The sequence below is a fragment of the Collinsella aerofaciens genome (assembly GCF_040915425.1).
Lineage (GTDB): Bacteria > Actinomycetota > Coriobacteriia > Coriobacteriales > Coriobacteriaceae > Collinsella > Collinsella aerofaciens_BW.
Window position 1 is genome coordinate 1 of the sequence record NZ_JBCPDN010000009.1, and the last position, 23,793, is coordinate 23,793.

Here is a 23,793-nt window from a genome sequence, read left to right on the forward strand (position 1 = left end):
GTCCATCGGCCAACCAACTATCCTCATCTGTAACGAAATGTCATACATTTCTTTCTGTACTGGACACCCCCAGGGGGTATGGGTGTATAGTATCGGCGGGTTAACAATTCCAACACCGAACTACAGAAAGGAGAAGCCATGGCTCAGGATAAGTTTGACGTGGGCGGTATGACGTGCGCCGCGTGCCAAGCGCACGTGGACCGTGCCGTGAGCAAGCTCGACGGCGTCCAAAGCGTCGCGGTCAATCTGCTCGCCGGCTCTATGCTGGTGGACTACGACCCTGCGCAGGTCTCCCCCGACGACATCTGCACCGCTGTCGACCGCGCGGGCTACTCGGCCTCGCCCATCAGCATGGGCACCGACGCTGTCCAAAGCGGAAGTGCGCAAGCCAGGTCCGGCGCCGCCCATATGGAGTCGCCGACCAAAAAGTTGGAGGCCGCCGCCTCTGCCATGCGTACCCGCCTCATCATCTCGATCATCTTCCTCATCCCGCTGTTTTACACAGGCATGGGGCACATGCTCGGCTGGCCGCTGCCCGGCATCTTCACCGACCATACTCACAGCATGACGCTCGCCCTCACCGAGCTCGTCCTGCTCATCCCCATCGTCTACGTCAACGATGCCTACTTTATCAATGGGTTTAAATCGCTCGCGCACGGCGCGCCCACCATGGACGCCCTCATCGCCGTGGGCGCCACCGCCTCCGTCGCCTGGTCGCTCTACGCCATGTTCATCATGGCCGACCAGCTAGCCGCGGGTCAGGTCCACAAGGCCATGATGACGAGCATGGACAATCTGTATTTTGAGAGTGCGGGCACGATCCTGTCGCTGGTCACCGTGGGCAAATACCTCGAGACGCGCAGCAAGTCCAAGACCGGCGGCGCCATCGAGGCACTCATCGACTTGGCACCCAAGACCGCGACCGTCGTTGCCGATGACGGCACCGAAACCACCGTCGACGTCGACAGTATCCTTCCCGGCCAGGTGCTGCGTGTGCGCCCCGGCGAGTCCATCCCTGTCGACGGCGTGGTACTCGAGGGCGCTTCGGCCGTGGACGAAAGCGCACTGACCGGCGAGTCCATCCCCGTGGAGAAGACCGCCGGCGACACCGTCAACGCCGCCACTGTCAACCGCACCGGCTCGTTTACCTTCCGTGCCACACGCGTGGGCGCCGACACGTCGCTCGCCAAGATTATCCAGCTCGTCGAGGACGCCAATGCCACCAAGGCGCCCATCGCCCGCATGGCCGACAAGGTCGCCGGCGTGTTCGTGCCCGTGGTGTTCATGATCTCGGCCGTGACCTTCGTGGTGTGGACGGCACTGACCGGAAGCGTGAACGAAGCGCTCACCTCCGCCGTCGCCGTGCTGGTGATCAGCTGCCCGTGCGCGCTGGGCCTGGCCACGCCCGTCGCCATTATGGTCGGCACCGGCAAGGGCGCCGAAATGGGCATTCTGTTTAAGAGCGCCGAGGCGCTGGAGAACCTACGCAGCGTGGGCACCGTGGTGCTCGACAAGACGGGCACCGTCACCCGCGGCAAGCCGGCTGTGACCGATATCACGGTAGCCACGCGCGCTGACGGCTCGCCCGCCATGAGCGAAAAGGCGTTGCTCAAGCTGGCCGCTGCGCTGGAGCGCTCAAGCGAGCACCCGCTGGCCGAGGCGATTATGGCCGAGTGCGAGGCGCGCGGAATCGTCGCACGCATGGTCGAGGACTTTACCGCCGTGCCCGGGCGAGGCGTTACGGCACGCGAGGGGCAGAATGTCATCGCCGCCGGCAACGTGCGTCTGATGGACGAGCTGGGCGTGAAGGTTCCCGCCGGCCTTGCCGAACAGTTCGCGGCCGAGGGCAAGACGCCGCTGTTCTTTGGCAAGAACAGCGAGCTTGTCGGTACCATCGCCGTGGCGGACGAGGTCAAGGAGACGAGCGCCGGGGCCATCGCCGCACTGCGCTCGCTTGGCGTCGACGTGCGCATGCTCACCGGCGACAACCGCGTGACGGCCGAGGCCATCGCCCGCCGCGTGGGGCTGAGCAGCGAACAGGTCATCGCCGACGTCCTCCCTGCCGACAAGGAGCGCCACGTCCGCGAGCTGCAGGATGTGGGCGGCAAGGTCGCCATGGTAGGCGACGGCATCAACGACTCCCCCGCCCTGGCGCGCGCCGACGTGGGCCTTGCTATCGGCACCGGCGCCGACATCGCCAAGGAGGGCGCCGACGTGGTTCTCATGCGCAGCGACCTCATGGACGTCGCCCGCGCCATCGAGCTGTCGCGCGCCACAATTCGCAACATCAAGCAGGACCTGTTCTGGGCGCTGTTCTACAACGGCATCGGCATTCCGCTGGCGGCGGGCGTGTTCTTCCCCCTCACCGGTTGGCAACTCTCGCCGATGTTTGGCGCCGCGGCCATGAGCCTGTCGAGCGTCTGCGTCGTAAGCAACGCTCTGCGCCTGCGAACCTTTAAGCCTAAAGTGGCAAAATAGGCTCACCATTAAGTCCATTAAGAACGGGTTTTCCAGGTGCCCGAGATTGACCTGAAAGAGGAGCGACGCGTACTTTGGTACGCGAGCGACGGTTTGAAGGTCAAGGTCGGGTGCCTGGGAAAGCCGACGCAACAGAGAGGAATACCCATGCGATACACAATCAAGACTTCCGGCCTTATGTGCGGCCACTGCGACGCTACTGTCGAGACGGCACTGCTCAACGTTGCCGGCGTGACCGACGCCGATGCCGATCACGAGACTCAGACCGTACAGGTGGAGTGCGCCGACACCGTGACCGCTGAGCAGCTCGCTGCCGCCGTCGAGGGCGCCGGCAAAAAGTTCCACGCCCTATCCGTGACCGCCGCGTAGCAGACGCCGCCTACTCAATCCTCAGAAGTTGCGGTGAAATACGGACTGTTGTGCCGCCCTAGGCCTTTAAACGGTCCGTATTTCACCGCAACTGACGGGGGCATCCGGAAGATCGACCAGAAACGAGGACCCGCCATGATGGCAGACCACAAATCGGTGACCCGCATGCTCAAGACGGCACGCGGCCAGATCGACGGCATCTTGCGGATGGTCGATGAGGACCGCTACTGCGTCGATATTTCCACGCAGCTCATGGCAACGCAGGCGCTCATTGCGCGCATCAACGCCGACGTGCTCAAGGCGCATATCGAGGGCTGCGTGACTTCGGCAATCGAATCGGGCGACGAAGATCTCAAAGCTGCCAAGCTCGCCGAGATCGAACGCGTCGTCGACAAGCTCTCCAAGTAATTGGGGCATTGGGGACAGGTATGTTTGCACCACATTGGTGCAGATTAACCTGTCCCCCTTGCTCTAAATCGGGTATAAAGGCGTGCAGCATATCGAACGAAAGGCAATTTGCATGAATGACTTTATGAAGGGTCGCAATGGTGCCGATGAACTCACCATCGTGATGGGTTTTGCCGGCATCGTCATCGCGATGGTCGGATCGATAGCCCGCATCCAGTGGCTCAGCTGGATCGCCATCGCCGTTATCGTGATTGGCGTGCTGCGCGGCCTGTCCAAAAACGTCGACGCACGTCGCAAGGAGAACGAGGCCTTTGTCGCCGCGACCGCGAACGTCCCCGGCCTGGGCAAGTTCGTCGCCAGCTTGGGCGGTAGAACTGCAGCGGCCAGCACCTCGCGCGCGGCCGGCACCAGCAAGGAAGACTTTGAGCGCGCCAAGCGCACGGCCAAGAAGATGTGGAAGGGTCGCAAAACCACGGCATACCTCAAGTGCCCCAACTGCGGCCAAATGCTCTCCGTCCCCAAGGGCAAAGGCAAGATCCGCGTCACCTGCCCCAAGTGCCACGCCAAGATGGAAACCCGCTCCTAGCGCCCGCACATGGGACAAATGCATCAGAAGTGTTTGTCCTGCATCTTACATATTTGTCGATAAAAAAGCCGAGGCCTCGTGTTGAGACCTCGGCTTTTTGCATGGGGCGACAGCATTCGATGAAGCCGTCGCGCCAGCGCCTAAGCTACGCCGTCGCGAGCGAGCTCCTCTGCCAGGGCTTCTGCCGGCATAGCCATAATCGCGTCGAGCTCGGTGTCAACCTCGGGAATACGCTTCACCTTGAGTTTGCGCACCAGATCACCACGACACATCACGTGCATCGGCTCACGCAGGGCGCACAGGTCATCGAGCGGGTTCTTGCGCGTCACCAGGATATCGGCGGCCTTACCGCACTCGATCGTGCCGGTCTCGCCGTCCAGCCCCAGCAGCTCGGCATTGACTTGCGTAGCCGTATGCAGCGCGAAGGCATTGCTCACGCCGACATACTTGGCAAAATAGGCCACCTCACGCCACATGTCGTACTGCGTCACGAACGGGCAGCTCGAATCTGTGCCCAGGCCCACCTTAACGCCAGCTTCCAGCGCGACACGAGCACTCGCGATGATGCCCGAGCACACGATGTCGCCGTTCTTCTTTTGTGTATCGGTCGAATGGGTCTTTTCCGGGTCGAGCAACACAAACGGCAGCGCCGGGCTGATCGTACAGGTAACGCTGGGCACACGCCCCTCAAGCTGCGTACCCGCGACACCGTGATACAGCTCCAGGATCTCGGGGGTCATCGGAGCGCCGTGCTCGATTGTGTCGACGCCGGCCTCAAGCGCGGCCTTCACGCCTTCGGTGCTCTCGACATGGGCCATGACCGGAAGGCCAACCTCGTGCGCCGCCTTGCACGCCGCCGCGGCGACCTCCACCGGCATACGCAGCACGCCCGGCTCGCCCACCTCAGTCGCATCGAACACGCCGCCCGTTACGAACAGTTTAATGACGTCGGCACCGCGCGCATACAGGTCGCGCACCTGTTCGGCTGCCTCGGCGGGACTGTTTGCCACCTGGGCGAACAAGCCTGCACCATGGCCGCCCGGCACCGTGACGCCCGTTCCCGGCGCCACCAGGCGAGGACCTTGATACTTACCGGCATCGATAGCATCGCGCACGGCAAGATCGGCAAACAGCGGGTCGCCCGCGCCGCGCACCGTGGTCACGCCACTTGTCAGCTGCTGTTGGGCGCTGCCCTTGAGGATGCGGCGGACGATGGTGCGGCCCACGGGATTATCGAGCTTCTTCATCAGCGCGCCCGCATCGCCCGCCGAAACCGGCTTGCCCGAGCCGCACAGATGCACATGCATATTGATGAGGCCTGGCATGAGATACGCCCCTGCCAGGTCGATGACCTCGGCACCTGCAGGCGCCTGCGCCACAGCACTCGGCCCCATCCACGTGATGACACCGCGCTCAACGGCCACGGCCATGTCGGGCTGCGGCTCCATATGTTCCGAACCATCCAGGATGGTCGCATTGATAAACAACGTGGAACGATCGGCAGACGCCATATCGAGCTCCTCCCCCTCAGAAAACTTGAACATCTGTCCATTATTATCCAGCGCGGCAGGATTGCTGCGGACATATCGGTTAACGGAGGGAAGAGGGGATGTGGGGGACGGAATACGTTGCAGCCCCACCCCAGCAACATCAGGGGAATGTCTCGATCTGTAACAGGTACAGGGTTATTGGGCCCCTTGATGTTACAGATCGAGATCTTTCGGCAGCCGCCAACCTTCCGTCTCAATCTGTAACAGTTACGAGGCCAAACGGTCCCTTGTTGTTACAGATTGAGACAAACTCGGCAGGAACAACCACCTCCGCGTCAGTTGCACCCCTTAGCGCCCATACCACTGCCGTCTCCATTCCTCCGCCAGATTGACCCGCTGCGGAATGCCCGCCAGTCTCATCTTTTCAGCCAGCTTCCCCGGATTCTTGAGCTCATCAAACGTAAACCTCAGTACTTTATGTCCGAGCATCGTCAGATGGGACTCTCGCTGACGTTCTGCCACGAATGGGTCGACCGGCTCCCGACCTTCGCCGTTCTGCAAGGTGTACTTCCCCTTTCCGTCGAGCTCGCCGATGACACACGTCCCGTCCACGAGCCGCCAAAAATAGTCGACGCGAAACACCTGGCTCGGATCGAGCGGGTCGCGAAACTCCACCTGCAGCTCCGGAACTGGAAAGCCGTACGCAATAAAGAACGCTCGGAACCGAGACTCGCCGCCGTTTTCGGACAGCCCGTCCGCATACGACGCAATCACCTGTGCCCTGCGATACCCTCGCCTGCCCTCGCAATCGGCGCGGAGGCGCTCGCACAAATCCCAACGTGATACGCCTTTCGCCCGCAGTGCAGAATCGGCAATCGCCAACCCGTAGGAGAACGGCGCACGCAGCAAGCAATCCTCCACTGTGCGCCAAAACGACGTCACCCGCACGCCATCAACACGCTCGAGCGCGCCCGCCATCTGTGGACGCGACAACCTGCACCCGCTGCTCAACGTCACCGAACAACCTGTCTTAACAAGAAAACGCGGCCCGAGCAGATCATTCGACACCTCCAGACCCCACAAAAGCGCCGCGTCATAGCCCCAAAACGCCCAATCGGGATGAAACTCCGCAAGCCCTTTGATAGTCCTCAGCGCTCGCTCCGCCGGCGTCAATGCATCCCAATCATGCTGAAAACAGAACAGGTACGGCTCGGGCTCCGCGATATCGTCGGTTCCAACATGGCGTCGTAGCCACATGAGCTCGGTATTGTCATGCGTTGCGAGCAGCGCACCTTGCTTGGCCGTCTCCGTGAGCCGCGCGAGCATCCTATTCCGCGCCAACGTGTTGCGAGTCGTATGCTTGTGTTTGAGAACGGTATTAGACACTTCCATCACCACCACGTCAGACAAATGGGCCATCGTCGCCGTTGCCTCCGCTGACAAATGTCTTGATCTGTAACAGGAAGCCAGTCTTTGAGCCTCCAGTTGTTACAGAACAAGATCTTTCGGCACCGCGTCCAGCCTTTGTCTCAATCTGTAACAGCTAGGTCGACTTTTAGCCCGTAGATGTTACAGATTGGGACATTCCCCCAGCCCGTTGCCGAACATCTCAATCTGTAACAGTTACGGGCCTAAACAGCCGCCAAACGTTACAGATTGAGACAAAGTCAGGGCAGCAGGGCGACACCAGCCACATCCCCTACTCCCACTCCTGCTCGTAGATGTTGAGCGACTTTACGTAGCGCCCCTGGGCGCCCATGATGTCGCGGACCAGGCGCAAAAAGAAGCTGATGCACGAGGTGTCAAAGCCATCCTGCAGGTCCTCCGGATGCACCGCACCAGGCCCATCGACCGCCGTGTCACTCAGGCGTGCGATGTCATACAGATAGAGTTGTCCCGCCGTCAGCCAGACATCGTCGACGCAGGCGAGGCGCACCGCAATCGCTCCGTCGCTCCAATGCTCCTTTTGCACGATATGCGGGTCGTAGACATCAAAGCGACGGTCGGCGCGCGTGTCCTTCAGCGCGACCATACCAGTCGCAGGATCCTTGTCCAAAATGCCAAAGCGCGAGAAATACTGCGTGTCGCGTACCTGCTCGAGCCGCTTGAGCGAGGCAGGCGAAAGCGATGTCGGCGGCTCTTCAACATACAGCTCGAGCAGCGTCTTGCCATGGCGATAGGGGCGCTCGAAGAGCAGCCAATCGGTAAATGCCATGTTGTAGGCCATGATTTCGTTTTGCGAAGGCTCGGTGTAATAGCTGAGCCACGGGTCGACAATGATCTCGAACTGTTCGCGCGCCGGCTCCAAAAACTGGAACTTCCGCAGCATCCAAAAATGGGCCATGTCGGCAATATCGTTGCCGACGGCTTCGGCTAGCTGCGCTCGGTCTAAAGCGTGGTCAGTCATGGCATCCTCCTCAAACTGATAGACCTCAATTTGAGCTTACGAGGAGGGTGGTCGGCCACGGCCAGCGCGGGCAAAATAGGCCTCCGGCTGCAAACCAGATGCTGACCAAACACTTGACGAAAAGCTTGATCGAAAATGCGCACCGCAACAAAACCGCAGGTAAACATAGACGGCCAACCCGCCCTTTTGAGCCAAGCGCCCCCGGCCACCACAGAAACAGCAGAGCACCACAGCTCAAGAAGACGCCGAATGGACACTCGCGCGTCGACAAACGAACAAATCGGTCGCAAACCCGCAAGGAGTGTCCCCGAATGCCGGCACATAAGGAACGTCCCCAGCTGCCGGCACTTGGGGACGTTCCTTTTGGGCCGGCCGTTGGGGACAGCCCTTGACGATTCAGCTGTGAACAGCCGCCTTACAGCTCCAGCGCCTCGGCGACTTCGGCAGCGCAGGCCAGGGCGTCGGCCATAGCGTTCACCACGAGCGAGCTGCCGTTGTGAGCGTCACCGGCAACATACACCGGCGCGGCATCTGCGGCGACGCCGTCGACACGCGCCGCAAGATGCGAGCCCTCGGCGACCATCACAGGCAGCGGGCGGCCCGCCGTGGCAACAGGTACGCCGACAGCTTCGAACACGCTGCGCTCCGGACCCGTAAAGCCACAGGCGATGAGCACCAGCTGGGCCGGCACCTCGTGCTCGGAGCCCGCGATGCGTTCGGGCTTGCCGGCCGACCAATCCAGATCGACCACGCGCAGGCCCGCTGCCGCGCCCTTCTTGTCCAGCAGCACCTCGAGCGTATCCACGCCCCAGGCACGCATCTCGCCGCCCATGGCAGCGATAGCCTCCTGCTGACCGTAGTCGGTCTTCTTAACGTTGGGCCACTGCGGCCAAGGGTTGCTCGCCGCACGCTTATCGGGCGCGGCCGGCAAGAACTCAAGCTGGCGCACACTGCGCGCACCCTGGCGCACCGCGGTGCCCACGCAGTCGTTGCCGGTATCGCCGCCGCCAATGACCACAACGTCCAGGCCACGCGCGTTCACCGCGGGCTCACCACCATCGAGCACCGAGACGGTCGAAGCCGTCAGGTAGTCCACGGCATACACCACGCCCGGGGCATCCACATTCGTAGCCGAAAGACCGCGGGGTGCACGAGCGCCGGCAGCCACCACGACGGCGTCAAAGCCATTGAGCTTGGCCGCCACCGCAGGGTTCGTAACGTCAGCACCCAGCTCAAACACAATGCCCAGCTCGCGCATAAGTGTCACGCGACGCTCGACCACGGACTTCTCGAGCTTCATGTTGGGAATGCCGTACATGAGCAGGCCGCCCGGGCGGTCGTCACGCTCAAACACCGTCACGCGGGCACCGCGACGGGCGAGCTCCCACGCCACCACCAGGCCAGCGGGACCGGAGCCCACCACGGCAACCGTGGGTGCGCCCTCCCCTGCCGGCTCAAAGCGGCGCGGACCGCCATTTGCCCACTCATGGTCGCTGATCGCGCGCTCGTTGTCATGGATCGTCGTGGGTTGGCCATCGACCGAACCCAGGTTGCACGCGGCCTCGCACAGCGCCGGGCACACGCGACTCGTGAACTCGGGCATGGGCGAGGTGAGCGACAGGCGCTCGGCAGCCTCATCCCAGCGGCCGCGGTACACCAGCTCATTCCACTCGGGAATCAGGTTGTGCAGCGGGCAGCCGCTCGGGCGTGCCTTGCCAAAGCTCGCGCCCATCTGACAAAACGCCACACCGCACATCATGCAGCGGCTCGCCTGGGCACGGCGCGCATCGTCGTCGAGCTCCACGTACAGCGGATCGAAATCGCGGTTGCGCTCCTCCACGGGGCGCAGCTCGTGGGTCACGCGATCGATATCAAGAAAAGCACCGGGCTTACCCATGGCACTTACGCCTCCTTCTTGGTCGAAGCAACAGAGCTGGCGGTGGCGGGCGCAGCACCCGCAGCACCGCCCGCAACATCGAAGCGAGCGACATCCGCGTCACTCGCGCGACCGGTCACAATGTCAAACGCCAGCTCCTCGGCCTGCGCATGCGTCTTGCCGACGGCCTCGGCGGCGGCGACAATCGCCAGCACGCGCTCGTACTCGGTCGGAATGACCTTCACAAAGTGCTTGCTCATCGTCTCAAAGCTGTAGAGCAGCTTAATGCCGCGCGGGCTCTGCGTCGCGTCTACGTGCTCCTGGATGAGCTCGCGAATCTGCGCCAGCTCGCCGGCCGTCGGGGCCTTGAGCTCAACGCTCTCGTGGTTCACACGGGCATCGAGCGTGCCGTACTGATCGAAGACATAGGCCACGCCACCCGTCATGCCGGCGGCGAAGTTCTGCCCGACCTCGCCCAGGATGAGCGCCAGACCGCCCGTCATGTACTCGCAGCCATGGTTGCCGCAGCCCTCGACCACCACGGTGGCACCGGAGTTGCGTACGCCAAAGCGCTGGCCGGCCAGACCGTTGATGAAGCCGCGGCCGCTCGTAGCGCCAAAGAACGCAACGTTGCCCACGATGATGTTCTCGTCGAACTTATAGGTCGCATGCGGGTTGGGGCGCACCGACACCTCGCCGCCCGAAAGGCCCTTGCCAAAGTAGTCGTTGGCGTCGCCGCACACGTTGAGCGTAATGCCACGCGGAAGGAACGCGCCAAAGCTCTGACCGGCCGAACCATCGCAATCGATGGTAATGGAGCCGGCGGGCAGGCCCTCGGGATGCGCCTTGGTCACCGCGTTGCCCAAAATGGTGCCCACGCAGCGGTTGACGTTGGCGATGTCGGCGCGGAAGCGAATCGGACGCAGGTGCGCACGGGCATCGGCCGTATAGGGCACAAACAACGTGGAGTCGAGCGTCTTGTCGAGCTCGCTGTCCGCAGCCATCTGGGGCAGGAAGTGACGGCCGTCGGCACCCGGGATGTGGGCACCAAACTCACAGGTCGCGCTCGCCAGCACGGGCGACAGATCCAGCAGGTTAGCCTTGCGGTTGCCCGGGACCTCGATCTGGCGCAGGCACTCGGGATGGCCGACCATCTCGTCGACCGTGCGGAAGCCCAGGCTCGCCATGACCTCGCGCAGCTGCTCGGCAACAAAGAGCATAAAGTGCTCGACGTGCTCTGGCTTGCCGCGGAAGCCGCGACGCAGGCGGCAGTTTTGCGTAGCGATGCCGGCCGGGCAGGTATCCTGCTGGCAGTCGCGCTGCATGAGGCAGCCCATGGAGATGAGCGGCATGGTCGCAAAGCCAAACTCCTCGGCGCCCAACAGGCAGGCGACAGCGACGTCGGTGCCGTCCATGAGCTTGCCGTCGGCTTCGAGCACCACGCGTGAGCGCAAACCGTTTTGCAGCAGCGTCTGCTGGGCCTCGGCAAGACCGAGCTCCAGCGGCAGGCCGGCGTGCCAAATGGAGTCGCGCGCCGCGGCACCCGAGCCGCCGTTGTGGCCGCTGATCAAGATCTTGTCGGCAGCACCCTTGGCCACACCGGTGGCGATGGTGCCGACGCCGGCCTCGCTGACCAGCTTGACCGACACGCGCGCACCGGGGTTGGCGTTCTTAAGATCGAAGATCAGCTCCGCCAAGTCCTCGATGGAGTAGATGTCGTGGTGCGGCGGAGGCGAGATCAGGCCGATGCCGGGCGTGGACTGACGAACCTCGGCGATCCAGGGGTAGACCTTCTTGCCGGGCAGGTGTCCGCCCTCGCCGGGCTTGGCGCCCTGGGCCATCTTGATCTGAATCTCGAAGGCGCTGCACAGGTAGCGGCTCGTCACGCCAAATCGCGCGCTTGCCACCTGCTTGATGGCGGAGTTCTTGGAGTCACCGTTGGCCAGCGGGGTCTCGCGGCGCGGGTCCTCGCCGCCCTCGCCCGAGTTGGAGCGGCCGTGCAGGCGGTTCATGGCGATGGCCATGCACTCGTGTGCCTCTTTGCTTATGGAACCGTACGACATGGCGCCGGTGTTAAAGCGGCGGACGATATTGAGCGCGGGCTCCACCTCGTCGAGCGAAACCGGGGTGCGGCCGCTGGCATCAAAGTCCAGCAGGTCGCGCAGGCGCACGGCACGGCCGGTGCGGTGCAGGCGGGCGCTGTACTCCTTAAAGGTGTCGTAGCTGTCCTCGCGGCAGGCGGTCTGCAGCAAGTAGACAGTCTGCGGATCGATGAGGTGATCCTCGCCGCCGAGCGGGCGCCACTTGGTCAGGCCCAACGTGGGCAGCTGATCGGGAGCCGGGCTCTTAAGGATAGCGAGCGCGGCGTCGTAACGCTCGTTTTGCTCGCGCTCAACGTCCTCGACACCCATACCGCCCACACGGCTCACCGTGCCGGCGAAGTACGCGTTGACGAACTCCGGCGTAAAGCCAACGGCCTCGAAGATCTGCGCGGAGTGGTAGCTCTGCACCGTGGAGATGCCCATCTTGGACATGATGGAGACGATGCCCGCCGTCGCGGCCTTGTTGTAGTTGGCGATGCCCTGCTCGGTCGTCACGTCCAGGTCGCCGCGTGCCGCCAGATCGCGGATGCACGCATGTGCGTTGTACGGATAGATGCCACTCGCGGAGTAGCCCACCAGTGCCGCAAAGTCGTGCGGAGACACGGCGTCGCCGCACTCCACCACGATGTCGGCAAAGGTACGCACGCCGGCGCGGATCAGGTGGTTGTGCACGCAGCCCACGGCGAGCAGCGACGGCACGGGCACCTCACCCGCAGCGGCGCGATCGCTCAACACCACGATGTTCACGCCGTCGCGGACCGCAGCCTCAACATCCTCTGCAAGCTGCTTGAGCGCAGCCTGCAGCGCGCCCTCGCCGGCGTCGCGGCGGTACACGGCACGGAAACGGCGGGTCTTAAAGCCCACGCGGTCGATGGCGCAGATACGCTCGAACTCCTCCTCGCTCAGCAGCGGACGCTCCAAGCGCACCAGCTGGCAGGCCGTGCGGGAATCCTCGAGCAGGTTGCCGTGGTTGCCCAGGTAGAGCGTGGTCGAGGTGACCATATGCTCGCGCAGGGCATCGATCGGCGGATTCGTGACCTGGGCGAACAACTGATAGAAGTAGTCAAAGAACGAGCGCGTCTTCTTGGACAGGCAGGCCAGCGGCGCATCGATGCCCATCGAGGCGAGCGGGGCCTTGCCCTGCTGGGCCATGGGACGCACGACTTCGTCAACATCATCCCAGTGATACCCGAGCTTGGCCATGCGCACGGCGGCGGGCACCTCGGTATCCTCGGCGGGCGTGGGCGCGACGGGCTTGTCGAGCGCGTCGACGGTCAGCGTCTCCTCGGCGATCCAGTCGCGATAGGGCTTTTCCTTGGCGTAACGGGCGCGCAGCTCGTCGTTGTAGATGACGCGGCCGCGGGCAAAATCGACCTCGAGCATCTGGCCCGGTCCCAGACAGCCGCTCGTCAGGATGTTCTCGGGGCTCACCTCGATGGTGCCCACCTCGCTTGCCAGCATAAAGCGACCGTCGCGCGTCACATAGTAGCGGGCGGGACGCAGGCCGTTACGGTCGAGGGCGGCACCCAGCGTGCGACCGTCGGTAAAGGCGATGGCCGCCGGGCCATCCCACGGCTCCATGAGCATGGACTGGTAAGCGTCGTAGGCGCGGCGCTCCTCACTCAGGCTGTCGTTGTGGTCCCACGGCTCGGGCAACAGCATGGACGCGGCACGCGTAAGCGGGCGACCGTTCATGACCAAAAACTCAAGCACGTTGTCCAGAATCGCGGAATCGGAGCCCTCGCGGTTGATGATGGGCATCACGCGCTCAAGATCATGCTGCAGCACGGGACTGTACAGGTTGGGCTCGCGGGCGCGGATCCAGTTGACGTTGCCCTTGAGGGTGTTGATCTCGCCGTTATGGATGATATAACGGTTGGGGTGCGCGCGTTCCCAGCTGGGCGTGGTGTTGGTGGAGTAGCGCGAGTGGACGAGCGCCACGGCCGTCTTGACGGCGGCGTCGTTGAGATCGATGAAGAAGCGGCGCATCTGCGTGGCGACCAGCATACCCTTGTACACGATGGTGCGCGAGCTCATGGAGCACACATAGAAGATCTTGTCGCGCAGGGCAAACTCGACGTCGGCCTTCTTCTCGATGGTGCGGCGGCACACGTACAGACGACGCTCGAAGGCATCGCCGGCGGGCGTGTCGTCCGGACGGCCCAGGAAGGCCTGCAAGATGGTGGGCATGCAGGCGCGGGCCGTCTCGCCCAAATCGTGCGGGTCGACCGGCACCTCGCGCCAAAAAAGCAGCGGCACGCCGGCCTCGGCGCAGCCCTCCTCAAACACGCGACGGGCATCCTCTACGCCCTTGTCGTCCTGCGGGAAGAACAGCATGGCCACGCCATAGTCGCCCTCTGCCGGCAGAATCTGGCCGCACTTTTGAGCCTCTTTGCGGAAAAAGTGATGCGGAACCTGAAACAGGATGCCGGCGCCGTCACCGGTGTTCTTCTCAAGTCCCGTGCCGCCGCGGTGCTCCAAGTTGACCAGAATGGACAGCGCATCGTCCAGAATCTGGTGATGGCGCTCACCGTTGATATCGGCAAGCGCGCCGATGCCACACGCATCGTGATCGAATTCGGGGCGATAAAGGCCCTGCTGCTGAGCGGAATCTGCCTGCATCGCGATCCTCCCCTAAATATTAGACAATCAGTTGAATAGGCATACTAGGAGCATCACCGGCCCGTTGTGTTTCCCGCCCGTTTCGAAACAATCGCGTAACGCACGCCCTACGAGTGGACACCGCCGACCTCAAGGACGACAACAAGGGCCCCAAGTTCGGCCTGTAAGCTCACCGCTTCAAACATCTCAATCTGTAACAGGAAGACCCAATTTTGGCGCCTAGATGTTACAGATTGAGATGTTTTCGAGAGACAGTTCCGAATGTCTCGATCTGTAACACGAAGGGCCGGTTTTTGCAGCTAACTGTTACAGATCGAGATTTTCCATAGGACCATTTCTTCCTGTCTCGATCTGTAACACCTAGGTCCAATTTCCATCCCTAGTTGTTACAGATCAAGACATTTCGGCAACTCCTTTCCCCATCCTATTCAAATACAACAATTTTGTTAGTCTCGGTTAACCTTTAAGCCTAAAACGGGTACCCTTTACGGCGTCAAACAAACGGCACGCAGGAGTGCACCATGCTCAACCATCTCAAACAACACTTTGGTTCCCGGCGCACCGGTGGTCACGGAGGCCTAGACATTGCGCGGCATATCGGCCCCGGGTTGCTCGTCACCGTCGGCTTTATCGACCCGGGCAACTGGGCCTCCAATATGGCCGCGGGCTCGCAGTTTGGCTACGCGCTGCTGTGGATCGTCACGCTGTCCACGATCATGCTCATCGTGCTGCAGCACAACGCGGCGCACCTGGGCATCGCCACGGGCATGTGTCTTGCCGAGGCCACGACGCGCCACCTACCCCGCCTCGTCGGGCGTGCGATACTCGGCAGCGCGTATCTAGCCACGGTCGCCACCGCCATGGCCGAAGTCCTGGGCGGTGCGATCGCGCTTCAAATGCTCTTTGGCCTGCCCGTACGCGCCGGCTGCATCATCGTGGCGGCGGCATCGATTGCCATGCTCATGACAAGCTCCTACAAACGCGCCGAGCGATGGATCATCGCCTTCGTAGGCGTGGTAGGACTTTCGTTTTTAGCCGAGCTTGCACTAGTCAAGGTCGACTGGCCGCAAGCCGCCGCAAGCTGGATCACACCCTGTATGCCCACCGGCTCGGCCGCGATTATCGTAAGTGTCCTAGGCGCGGTCGTTATGCCCCACAACCTCTTCCTGCACTCCGAGGTCATCCAATCCATGCACTTTGAAGGCCAAGGCGAGCAGGTTATCGAAGAACGTCTGCGCTACGAGCTCTTCGACACGCTCTTTTCGATGGGCGTGGGCTGGGCAATCAACTCGGCCATGGTCATCCTGGCCGCAACGACCTTCTTTGCGCACGGCATGGTCGTAGACGACCTCGCCGTCGCAGCGGCCACGCTCTCCCCCATTCTGGGCCCGGCAAGCTCGACCATCTTTGCGGTGGCACTGCTGTTTGCGGGACTATCGAGTAGTGTGACGGCGGGCATGGCGGCGGGCACCATCACCGCGGGCATGTTCGACGAGGAATACGACATCCACGACCGACATTCCTCGATCGGGGTGGCGGCCTGCTTCGTCGGCGCAGTGGCGGCGTGCTTGGTCGTCCCGAATCCTTTTGAGGGTCTCATTTGGAGTCAGGCGCTGCTGTCGCTTCAGCTGCCAATTACGGTCTTTGTGCTCATACGACTCACCAGTTCGCCCCGCGTCATGGGCAAATACACCAACTCGCGCCCGCTCAACGCGCTGCTCGTAGGAATCGGCGTCATCGTGACGATTCTCGACATCGTGCTGCTAACGGGGATGTAATTGGGATGGCGTAACTGTCCAGATATAACGTCTCAATCTGTAACACGTGAGACCGTTTTAAACCGTCAGATAAATCAAAAGGGTCCCGGCCGAGAATTCGACCGGGGCCCTTGGACAGAGCTATATGTTGTTGCAAGTCGTGTGTCTACGAGCTACTCCTCGACAAGCTCAAACTCATCGGGGCCGACGCCGCAGACCGGGCACACGTAGTCCTCGGGCAGCTCGGGCGTGTCGACCTCAACCTCGTAACCGCAAACGGTGCACACAAACTTATACGTCTTCTTCTCCTCAGCCATGATGTTCTCCTCTCGAACGTGACTGCTGGTGTACTTACTTATTAGTATATATTCTCAATAACATAATGCAAGTATTTTTAGAACATTTCTAGCCTTGATACGACGAGGCTTTGGGCGGCGTCTTGCCCTTTAGCACCTTGTGATAGTAGTCGTACGTCAGCGGCGTCTCGTCGCTCAGGCGCTCGGCATCCTCGACCTCGCCAATAAACAGCAGATGCGTTCCCACATCCACAGTGTCGATCAAACGGCAGCTAAACAGGGCCGCCGCGTGCTCGGGCACATAGGGCATGCCCAGAGCCGTCTCGCGGGTCTCGTATTTGGCAAACTTGTCATAATCGCTGCTGGTGCGGAACCCAAAGTTACCGATGTAGAGCATGTCGGCGGTCTGATCGATCACGGTCAGCGCGAACGCTTTGGCCGATGCGATGACGCCCGAGGTGACATTGTCCTTGTTCACGGCAACCGAAATACGCGGCGGCATGGACGTCACCTGCACCGCAGTGTTGATGACGCAGCCGGCGCGCAGCCCGTCTGCCGCGGCGCTCACCACGTACAGGCCACTCGGCATGGTAAAGAACGCAGTTTTGTCCATAACGATCACTCCCCTAGCTCGGATTGGAACCTCATGAATGTATGTACCCACAAAAAAGGCGGCACCCATAACGGACGCCGCCTTTGAGACATATGTGTCAGAACAGTAAGAAAGATAAGACGCCCGCAGTTGCGGTGAAATAGGGACTGAATAGCCCCTCAAACAGGAAAACAGTCCGTATTCCACCGCAACTTATACAGAGTGCCTAGCGGTTGCGTTCCTTAAGGGCGCGGTCGATCTCGCGTTGGACATCACGCTTGGCCATGTCCTCGCGCTTGTCGTAGAGCTTCTTGCCGCGACCCAGACCCAGCAGCAGCTTTACGCGGCCGTCGGTATTAAAGTAGAGCTCCAACGGAACCAGCGCATAACCACGGTTGCGAAGTTTGCCGTCAAGAAAGTCGATCTCCTTGCGGTGCAGCAGCAGACGACGCCGACGGTCAGGATCGCGATTCCACACGCCACCATGGCTATAAGGGTGGATATGCAGGCCGACGAGCCAGCACTCCCCGCCGCGGATCAGCGCGAAGGTATCGGTAATCTGGCAGGCGCGCTCGCGAATCGACTTGACCTCGGTGCCACTCAGCTCAATACCGCACTCAAACGTCTCATCGATAAAGTACTCGTGATGTGCCGAGCGATTCTTGGAAATGAGTTTGCGCTCGCGCTTACTGGGCATCGCCGGCCTCCTTGGCGCCATCGGCGTTTGAGCCCGCAGCCTCGCGCTTTGCCTTGCGCTCGGCATTGAGCTCGGCATCGCTCTCGCGCACCAGTTTGATAATCGCCGCGCAGGCCTCCTCGCCCACCAAGTCGCGAGCACGTACCGTCAGGCGCGTCGCCTCCTGCTTGTCGCCGTCGCTTGCAGCATCGGTCGCGCACATAATCAGGCAGATGGCAATCTCGGCCGAAGGCGAGGTCGGCACGCCTTGCAGGGCCAGTTCACCCATCACGTGGTCGTCGCTCTCATCGGCGGCATCCGGATAGGTGGTATGGATCTTGTTGAGCAGGCGCGTCGTATGCGCATCGTTGGGCGCCAGGCGCAGCGCCAGACGCGCGCAGCCCACGGCAGCCGAAACGTTCTCGGTCTCGGGCTCCAAGAAGTACTGACCTAGATTGGCGTAAGCGCGGGCGGCGCACTTGCCATCGCTTGCACGCTCCAGCACCGAGAACGAGAGCGATGCCCATTCCTGCTTGTCCTCGAGTGCACGGAACAGCTCGGCCAAATCCAAGCGATAGTTGCAGTTCATGGGGTCCCAACGCACAGCCTGCATCAGGGCATTACGAGCGCTTACATAATCCTGCTGGCGAATGTAGGCAAACGCCATGTCAGAGTACAGGCGGTCAAACGGCACCTCGACCTGCACGAGCTCGCGCGGATCCTTCTCCACGCGGCGATAGGCCAAGCGCTCAAACTTGCTATCGAAGCTAAAGTATTGACGCTTCTCCTCCGTCTTGCACTCAGCGTCGATATACTCCTCGGCGAGCTCCACCAGACGCTCCAGCAGCGGCGTCGCCGTAGCCAAGTCGCCCTGCGCCAGATAGTTCTCGGCATACGTGATGTCTTGCAAGCTGATGGGCAGATCCATGGCTACTCCTCGATCTGAGCGAAACACGGCAGGCGCCGTATATACGGTCAATACACAAAACCCGGGTCTCTTACGAGGCCCGGGCGTTCAATTTTGGTAGCCCGTACCAGATTCGAACTGGTGATCTCCGCCTTGAGAGGGCGGCGTCCTAAACCGCTAGACGAACGGGCCATATGTAGCAAATGCAATGGCTGGGATGGAGGGAGTCGAACCCCCATTGACGGAACCAGAATCCGCTGTCCTGCCATTAGACGACATCCCAATGACTGCATCGCTGCGCTCGGCTGTGCCTTTGCGCAAGAAAGAAATATACGGGAAGTCTCGCCGTGACGCAAGCCCCAATTTTGACTTTTTTGAAATTCAGTCAAATTGGCCTAATTTAGTCCAACCCGTGAAGGACCTGTGAAGCCAACCGCTGTACGCGAAGGGCAAAACGCCGCGAGCGGTAGCCGTCAACCGTTGGCAGATTCTACCGTGAAAACGATAGCGCCAGGCAACACAATCGAAGTATCAATGATCGCGTAGATATGAGGCGCCATGGACGAAGAGCTTGATTACCTATGGGAGACCCTGGGCCTCGAGATCACTGCCGACCTTTGGCCCGAACGGGACAAAATCCATCCCACACTGCGCCCCGCCATTACTGTGGTGCAGGCAAAATACCGCCGTGCATCCTTTTTGATCATGCGGATGTCATGGCACGCGGGACTCCCCGACCTTAAGCGAATCCAGGCAAGCCTCGTCGAGCTGTCCGGCATGCCGACCGTCATATCCGAGGCGCATCTGGAGCAGCGCCAGCGCGAGCGACTGCAACAGCAGCGGATTCCCTTTATCTGCCCCGGCGTTCAGGCATATCTGCCCTTTATGGACGAGGAGTACTGGAGCGGCAAGCCCAACAAGCACGTAAAGGTCTACGATCCGCACGAATGGGCGCAGCTTGAGGATTAGCGCATATGCCCGCCAGCCGGGATAGTGCGCATGCCCGCCAACCGGAAAGCTCATCCCGGAATTTACGTCCAGAACGGGACGCGCTTTCCCCTAGAGGCCCCAAACGGAAACCGTATCCCAGATTTCGCGCTCAAACTGGGATACGATTTCCGCTAGCCCCTTCAACCGGAAACTGCGTCCCGGAATCCGAGCTCAAAACGGGACGCACTTTCCGCAGCCGCTACAGCAACGCCTCGGCCCAAGCCGATTCCCTAAAGCCGGGAATCGCAAAGTCGTCGCCCACCAGCAGCGGACGCTTGACCAGCATGCCGTCGGTCGCCAGCAGCTCGTAGCACTCCCGATCCGTCATGCCCGCATCCAGACGCGCCTTCAGGCCCAGCTCTCGATATTTCATGCCCGACGAATTAAAGAAGCGCCGCACCGGCAGCCCCGAACGAGCAATCCAGGTCGCAAGCTCATCAGCCGTGGGATTGTCCAAAACGATATCGCGATCGATATACTCTACCCCATGTTCGTCCAGCCATGCCTTGGCCTTCTTACAGGTCGAGCACTTGGGATATTCAACAAACAGTACGGTCATGGGAATCCTCCGAATATAGATCGGCCAACGCAGGCACACGCCACACGAGGCGCCTTCGTATGATGGGCCAATTGTAGCCCACGGGTCACACGCTAAACGAACCGTACCCCGAATCCGCGTTTAATGAACGGCAGCAGCTCCATTGCCTCGGGCGTGATATGGCCCGCAACGTTCATGCGCTCGTCACCGGGAAGATCGACCCGCGCAATCTCAAGTTCGCCTTCGTAGCGCCCATATCCGCTATTGCTCACAGCGATCGACCCCGCCTTTCGCGGCAGGCCGGCTCCGACATCCGTCGGCACGGAATCCGGCTTAAGCTTCGTACGTGACTCCTGAGACCTAAAAATGAGGACGCTCGAGTCGGGCCGGTCGTGATGAATCTGCCCGCGCACATAGGCATAACCGGGCTCAAGCTCGCATTGCAGGTCCACGTATCCGGCGGAAACTTGAGCAAACTGCGCCCAGCCCGCATCGGAAAGATCGGGGTCGCCGACCAACACAATGTCGCAATCGGCGCCATGTGCAAGCTCAAGCATATTGAGAGCAACCTTTGACGCGCGACCGCGCTGCGCCATGACCGTCGGCAGTCCCTCGAATACCGGCCCGCGAACGTTAGCATCACCCGGCACAAAAGCCATGATTTCGAATCCAAGCGCCGCAAGACGAAGATTCGTCCGAGCAACATCTTCAAGAGCTAAACCGATATAAGGCTTGGGGTAAAAATTGTGGCAGGCGGCAAAACGAGTCACATCGGCGCCGGCTTCACGCCACGATGCGATTTCATCAGAACTCACCGTCGATGCATTGACCACAATGCGAAATACACCGGACAGCTCCGCGACCCGCTGGGCGCTAAAGCCATAGTCCAAACGAAGGTATTCCAACCCCAGATCGCGCAGGTCCTCGATGCGCTCAAGCCCGAGCAAATCGCACGTGCGAGGCCCCACATCGGCAATGAGCGCAATGCCGCGGGCGGAAAGCAGCGACAGCACATGACGGACCTTATCGGCATACGCCGCTCCCCCATCCTCGGGAATATGCAGCGAGGTGAACGCGTAGCGCGCACCCGCCGCGGCGCCACGCTCAATCGTCCGCTCAATATCCTGCAAAGGGCTGGAAAGATAAATTGAAATACCCGTTTTCACGCTTCAAAGCTCCTTTAAAAAAGGCCGGCGGAGCAGCTAGCCCCGCCGGCACAACCATAACATCAAGAAATCTGCCGCGCGCCGCGAACCCCGAGCAACACGGCTCGCGATATCAAACTACTCGCCAAAGAACTCGTTGATCTTCTGCTCGTCGACGCCAAAGAACCACGTCAGGACAAAGCCGGCGGCATAGGCAAGCAGCATAGCGGCAACGTAGCCGAGCTGCTGGCCAGGAACGACGATCAGCAGGCCAAACAGACCGGAAACGCCCTGAGAAACCGTGCCGATGTGAAGCAGCGCCGCGAGCGCGCCGCCAAATCCGGCACCCAGGCAGGCCGTCACAAACGGACGAACGAGCGGCAGCGTAACAGCATACATCAGAGGCTCGCCCACACCCAGGATTCCAACGGGAATGGACTCTGCGACGTACTTCTTGAGCTTGGCGTTCTTGGTCTTAAAGTACAGCGCCAAACCGGCACCGACCTGGCCGCCGCCAGCCATCATAAGGATGGGAAGCAGGTAATTGATACCCTTGGTAGCGCCGTCGGGATCGTTGAGCATAGCGTGGATCGGCGTGAGCGCCTGATGCAGGCCGACGGACACCAGCGGCAAGAAGCCTGCCGACAGGATATAGCCGCCCAGGACGCCCAGCTTCTCGAAGATAAAGGTCAAAACGCTAAAGATGGCAGTCGTCAGCCATGCGCCAACCGGCTGGATGACGAGCATCAGAGCAAAGGCGCCGATGATGAGCACCAGCAGCGGGGACAAGAACGTGTCGAGTGCGTTGGACATAACCTTGCGAATCTGACGCTCCATCCAGGCAAAAAATGCGCCAGCGATGAGAGCCGCGATCATGCCGCCCGCTGCGGGGTTGTACTGCGCACTGGTGAGCGGCAGCAGAATGGCAGTGGCAGGATCAGCCGCGCCAGGCGCAAGCAGGGGCATGGCACTGTTGGCGATACACATCATGCCGGCGATGCCGCCCAGCGCAGCGGAGCCACCAAACTCACGTGCCGCGTTATAGCCCACCAAAATGGGCAGATAGGCAAACAGGGCCCAGCCCATGGAACGAATGCCCTGGTACCACCACTCGCCTGCAAGCGCGCCTGCCGTCGAGACGTTAATGACGTTGCAGATACCGTTGATGAGGCCAGCCGCAATGATGCCGGGAAGCAGGGCGACGAAGACATTGGAAATCTTCTTGAGGAAGGCCTGAACCGGCTTAGACTCGTACTTGGCCTTCTGCGCGGCCTTGTTTGTGGCCGCAGCGTCAACCACGCTCTCGTCAGCAACGCCTTTCGCAAGGCCGGTGAGCTTGGAGAACTCCTCGAGCACCTTATTCACCTTGCCCGGACCCAGCACGATCTGCATCGTGTCGTCCTCGACCAGGCCCATCACGCCGTCGAGCGCCTTAATACCCTCCGTGTCGACGTTGCCCGTGTCTTTGACGGTCACGCGCAGGCGCGTCATGCACGCCGCGTTTGCGAGCACGTTGCCTTTACCGCCCAAAAGGTCCAGCAGCTTTTGGGCCAGCTCTTTGTTCGTCATAACTCCTCCTTGTATTGGGTATCTCGTCTAGATGTCATATCAGCTCACGCCGTGCACCTATTGGACATCGGCATTGCTCTTCTCATGGCCACTCACCGCAGTACGGACATGGCCGTGCGCCCGTTCAAGAGCTACCGCAGCCTGCTCGGCATCGCAGTCCAACAGCACCGAGACAATAGCGGTTTTTACGTGGCCGCCGGCATCCGCAAGCGCCTGAACAGCGCGCTCGCGCGTGCAGTCGGTCGCTTCCATCACGATGTTCTGGCCGCGCACCACCAACTTCTCGTTCGTCTGCTGCACATCGACCATCAGGTTTTGGTACACCTTGCCAATCTTGACCATGGCACCGGTCGAAATCATGTTGAGAATGAGCTTTTGAACCGTTCCCGCCTTGAGCCTCGTTGAGCCGGTCAGCACCTCGGGACCGGGCACGGGCTCAATGGCAAGATCTGCGCTCTCCCCGATCTTCGACCCTTGGTTGCAGGCAATTGCAATGGTCTTGCACCCAGTTGCCTTGGCGTACGCAAGGCCGCCCACCACATAAGGAGTACGGCCGCTTGCCGCCAGGCCAACGACAAGATCCTTGTCCGAGAGTCCACGCTCCCGCAGGTCGCTCGCGCCAAGCTCCTCGCTGTCTTCGGCACCTTCGACAGCCTTGATAAACGCCGTCTCGCCTCCGGCAATGAGCCCGACAATCAGATCGGGTGACACGCCAAACGTGGGCGGACACTCCGAAGCGTCGAGTACGCCCAGACGACCGCTGGTGCCTGCGCCCATGTAAAAGACGCGCCCGCCGCGCTCGAGTGCCTCAGCAGCCCAGTCGATTGCTGTGGCAACCTGGGGCAACACTTTCGTGACCGACTGGACGGCACGAAGATCCTCATCGTTCATCGTCGTGACGATTTGCAGCGATGTCATCGTATCGAGGTCCATTGACCTTTGATTACGCTGTTCGGTCGTGAATTTTGTTAAATCGAGCATTTCA

Annotated in this window: 19 protein-coding genes and 2 tRNA genes; 6 read left to right on the top strand and 15 right to left on the bottom strand. The window is 61.2% G+C overall.

From position 1 onward, the window contains the following. Positions 1 to 138: 138 nt before the first annotated feature. The 4 genes from AB5164_RS02190 (at position 139) to AB5164_RS02205 (ending at position 3,841) form a co-directional block, all read left to right on the top strand. Positions 139 to 2,478 (top strand): heavy metal translocating P-type ATPase, encoded by a 2,340-nt coding sequence (locus tag AB5164_RS02190; protein ID WP_368142447.1) that lies wholly within the window; start codon positions 139 to 141, stop codon positions 2,476 to 2,478. 147 nt (positions 2,479 to 2,625) lie between these two features. Beyond that, positions 2,626 to 2,847, top strand: a complete 222-nt coding sequence (locus tag AB5164_RS02195) for a heavy-metal-associated domain-containing protein (protein ID WP_368142448.1) — start codon at positions 2,626 to 2,628, stop codon at positions 2,845 to 2,847. A 135-nt stretch (positions 2,848 to 2,982) separates the two neighbouring features. Then, positions 2,983 to 3,255 (top strand): metal-sensing transcriptional repressor, encoded by a 273-nt coding sequence (locus AB5164_RS02200; RefSeq protein ID WP_055285698.1) that lies wholly within the window; start codon positions 2,983 to 2,985, stop codon positions 3,253 to 3,255. A gap of 112 nt (positions 3,256 to 3,367) precedes the next feature. Beyond that, positions 3,368 to 3,841, top strand: coding sequence for a hypothetical protein (locus AB5164_RS02205; RefSeq protein WP_217750252.1), 474 nt, complete (start codon positions 3,368 to 3,370; stop codon positions 3,839 to 3,841). A gap of 140 nt (positions 3,842 to 3,981) precedes the next feature. On the opposite strand, the gene AB5164_RS02210 is transcribed toward AB5164_RS02205, so the two are convergent. The 5 genes from AB5164_RS02210 to gltB form a co-directional block, all read right to left on the bottom strand. Further along, positions 3,982 to 5,385: an amidohydrolase family protein gene (locus tag AB5164_RS02210; protein WP_368147768.1), complete on the bottom strand. Its 1,404-nt coding sequence runs from the start codon at positions 5,383 to 5,385 to the stop codon at positions 3,982 to 3,984. 294 nt (positions 5,386 to 5,679) lie between these two features. After that, complete coding sequence (locus AB5164_RS02215; RefSeq protein ID WP_368142450.1) at positions 5,680 to 6,750, bottom strand: hypothetical protein; 1,071 nt, start codon at positions 6,748 to 6,750, stop codon at positions 5,680 to 5,682. A 280-nt stretch (positions 6,751 to 7,030) separates the two neighbouring features. Next, the gene (locus AB5164_RS02220; RefSeq protein ID WP_368142451.1) at positions 7,031 to 7,738 is read right to left on the bottom strand and encodes a hypothetical protein; all 708 of its coding nucleotides are present in this window, start codon (positions 7,736 to 7,738) and stop codon (positions 7,031 to 7,033) included. A gap of 415 nt (positions 7,739 to 8,153) precedes the next feature. Further along, positions 8,154 to 9,635 carry a glutamate synthase subunit beta gene (locus AB5164_RS02225; protein ID WP_368142452.1) on the bottom strand — a complete coding sequence of 494 codons (1,482 nt, stop codon included), beginning with the start codon at positions 9,633 to 9,635 and terminating at the stop codon, positions 8,154 to 8,156. A gap of 5 nt (positions 9,636 to 9,640) precedes the next feature. Beyond that, on the bottom strand, positions 9,641 to 14,338 hold the full coding sequence (gene gltB / locus AB5164_RS02230; protein ID WP_368142453.1) for a glutamate synthase large subunit: 4,698 nt from the start codon (positions 14,336 to 14,338) through the stop codon (positions 9,641 to 9,643). A gap of 521 nt (positions 14,339 to 14,859) precedes the next feature. On the opposite strand from gltB, the gene AB5164_RS02235 reads away from it, so the two are divergent. Continuing rightward, positions 14,860 to 16,116: an Nramp family divalent metal transporter gene (locus AB5164_RS02235; protein ID WP_368142454.1), complete on the top strand. Its 1,257-nt coding sequence runs from the start codon at positions 14,860 to 14,862 to the stop codon at positions 16,114 to 16,116. Positions 16,117 to 16,268: 152 nt separating this feature from the next. On the opposite strand, the gene AB5164_RS02240 is transcribed toward AB5164_RS02235, so the two are convergent. From AB5164_RS02240 to AB5164_RS02265, 6 genes are all read right to left on the bottom strand, one after another. Continuing rightward, positions 16,269 to 16,412: a rubredoxin-like domain-containing protein gene (locus AB5164_RS02240; RefSeq protein ID WP_006235327.1), complete on the bottom strand. Its 144-nt coding sequence runs from the start codon at positions 16,410 to 16,412 to the stop codon at positions 16,269 to 16,271. 88 nt (positions 16,413 to 16,500) lie between these two features. After that, positions 16,501 to 17,004: a flavin reductase family protein gene (locus AB5164_RS02245; protein WP_117746556.1), complete on the bottom strand. Its 504-nt coding sequence runs from the start codon at positions 17,002 to 17,004 to the stop codon at positions 16,501 to 16,503. A 205-nt stretch (positions 17,005 to 17,209) separates the two neighbouring features. Continuing rightward, positions 17,210 to 17,680, bottom strand: coding sequence for an SsrA-binding protein SmpB (gene smpB, locus AB5164_RS02250; RefSeq protein ID WP_006235325.1), 471 nt, complete (start codon positions 17,678 to 17,680; stop codon positions 17,210 to 17,212). Beyond that, positions 17,670 to 18,587, bottom strand: a complete 918-nt coding sequence (locus tag AB5164_RS02255) for a tetratricopeptide repeat protein (RefSeq protein ID WP_006235324.1) — start codon at positions 18,585 to 18,587, stop codon at positions 17,670 to 17,672. Before AB5164_RS02255 ends, smpB begins: the two co-directional genes overlap by 11 nt. Positions 18,588 to 18,681: 94 nt before the next feature. Continuing rightward, a tRNA-Glu gene (locus AB5164_RS02260) sits at positions 18,682 to 18,758 on the bottom strand. Between the two features lie 17 nt (positions 18,759 to 18,775). Next, positions 18,776 to 18,849, bottom strand: a tRNA-Gln gene (locus AB5164_RS02265). Between the two features lie 275 nt (positions 18,850 to 19,124). Here AB5164_RS02265 and AB5164_RS02270 point away from each other — a divergent pair. Then, on the top strand, positions 19,125 to 19,535 hold the full coding sequence (locus AB5164_RS02270; protein WP_271746478.1) for a hypothetical protein: 411 nt from the start codon (positions 19,125 to 19,127) through the stop codon (positions 19,533 to 19,535). A 220-nt stretch (positions 19,536 to 19,755) separates the two neighbouring features. Here the strand turns inward: AB5164_RS02270 and AB5164_RS02275 are convergent, their stop codons facing one another. From AB5164_RS02275 to murQ, 4 genes are all read right to left on the bottom strand, one after another. After that, complete coding sequence (locus AB5164_RS02275; protein ID WP_118226386.1) at positions 19,756 to 20,115, bottom strand: arsenate reductase family protein; 360 nt, start codon at positions 20,113 to 20,115, stop codon at positions 19,756 to 19,758. A 92-nt stretch (positions 20,116 to 20,207) separates the two neighbouring features. Further along, a complete protein-coding gene (locus tag AB5164_RS02280; RefSeq protein WP_368142455.1) occupies positions 20,208 to 21,260 on the bottom strand; it encodes a MupG family TIM beta-alpha barrel fold protein in 1,053 nt (350 codons plus the stop codon). 117 nt (positions 21,261 to 21,377) lie between these two features. After that, positions 21,378 to 22,808 (bottom strand): PTS transporter subunit EIIC, encoded by a 1,431-nt coding sequence (locus AB5164_RS02285; RefSeq protein ID WP_368142456.1) that lies wholly within the window; start codon positions 22,806 to 22,808, stop codon positions 21,378 to 21,380. A gap of 57 nt (positions 22,809 to 22,865) precedes the next feature. Further along, positions 22,866 to 23,789: an N-acetylmuramic acid 6-phosphate etherase gene (gene murQ, locus AB5164_RS02290; RefSeq protein WP_368142457.1), complete on the bottom strand. Its 924-nt coding sequence runs from the start codon at positions 23,787 to 23,789 to the stop codon at positions 22,866 to 22,868. Between the last annotated feature and the right edge of the window lie 4 nt (positions 23,790 to 23,793).

What these genes read in the sequence shown, in the direction of transcription:
- AB5164_RS02205 (WP_217750252.1), top strand. Translation starts at nt 3,368, where the DNA reads ATGAATGACTTTATGAAGGGTCGCAATGGTGCCGATGAACTCACCATC.
- AB5164_RS02285 (WP_368142456.1), bottom strand. Translation starts at nt 22,808, where the DNA reads ATGACGAACAAAGAGCTGGCCCAAAAGCTGCTGGACCTTTTGGGCGGT.
- AB5164_RS02240 (WP_006235327.1), bottom strand. Translation starts at nt 16,412, where the DNA reads ATGGCTGAGGAGAAGAAGACGTATAAGTTTGTGTGCACCGTTTGCGGT.
- AB5164_RS02190 (WP_368142447.1), top strand. Translation starts at nt 139, where the DNA reads ATGGCTCAGGATAAGTTTGACGTGGGCGGTATGACGTGCGCCGCGTGC.
- AB5164_RS02200 (WP_055285698.1), top strand. Translation starts at nt 2,983, where the DNA reads ATGATGGCAGACCACAAATCGGTGACCCGCATGCTCAAGACGGCACGC.
- AB5164_RS02210 (WP_368147768.1), bottom strand. Translation starts at nt 5,385, where the DNA reads ATGTTCAAGTTTTCTGAGGGGGAGGAGCTCGATATGGCGTCTGCCGAT.
- AB5164_RS02195 (WP_368142448.1), top strand. Translation starts at nt 2,626, where the DNA reads ATGCGATACACAATCAAGACTTCCGGCCTTATGTGCGGCCACTGCGAC.
- gltB (WP_368142453.1), bottom strand. Translation starts at nt 14,338, where the DNA reads ATGCAGGCAGATTCCGCTCAGCAGCAGGGCCTTTATCGCCCCGAATTC.
- AB5164_RS02275 (WP_118226386.1), bottom strand. Translation starts at nt 20,115, where the DNA reads ATGACCGTACTGTTTGTTGAATATCCCAAGTGCTCGACCTGTAAGAAG.
- AB5164_RS02235 (WP_368142454.1), top strand. Translation starts at nt 14,860, where the DNA reads ATGCTCAACCATCTCAAACAACACTTTGGTTCCCGGCGCACCGGTGGT.
- murQ (WP_368142457.1), bottom strand. Translation starts at nt 23,789, where the DNA reads ATGCTCGATTTAACAAAATTCACGACCGAACAGCGTAATCAAAGGTCA.
- AB5164_RS02225 (WP_368142452.1), bottom strand. Translation starts at nt 9,635, where the DNA reads ATGGGTAAGCCCGGTGCTTTTCTTGATATCGATCGCGTGACCCACGAG.
- AB5164_RS02220 (WP_368142451.1), bottom strand. Translation starts at nt 7,738, where the DNA reads ATGACTGACCACGCTTTAGACCGAGCGCAGCTAGCCGAAGCCGTCGGC.
- AB5164_RS02270 (WP_271746478.1), top strand. Translation starts at nt 19,125, where the DNA reads ATGGACGAAGAGCTTGATTACCTATGGGAGACCCTGGGCCTCGAGATC.
- AB5164_RS02245 (WP_117746556.1), bottom strand. Translation starts at nt 17,004, where the DNA reads ATGGACAAAACTGCGTTCTTTACCATGCCGAGTGGCCTGTACGTGGTG.
- smpB (WP_006235325.1), bottom strand. Translation starts at nt 17,680, where the DNA reads ATGCCCAGTAAGCGCGAGCGCAAACTCATTTCCAAGAATCGCTCGGCA.
- AB5164_RS02215 (WP_368142450.1), bottom strand. Translation starts at nt 6,750, where the DNA reads ATGGCCCATTTGTCTGACGTGGTGGTGATGGAAGTGTCTAATACCGTT.
- AB5164_RS02255 (WP_006235324.1), bottom strand. Translation starts at nt 18,587, where the DNA reads ATGGATCTGCCCATCAGCTTGCAAGACATCACGTATGCCGAGAACTAT.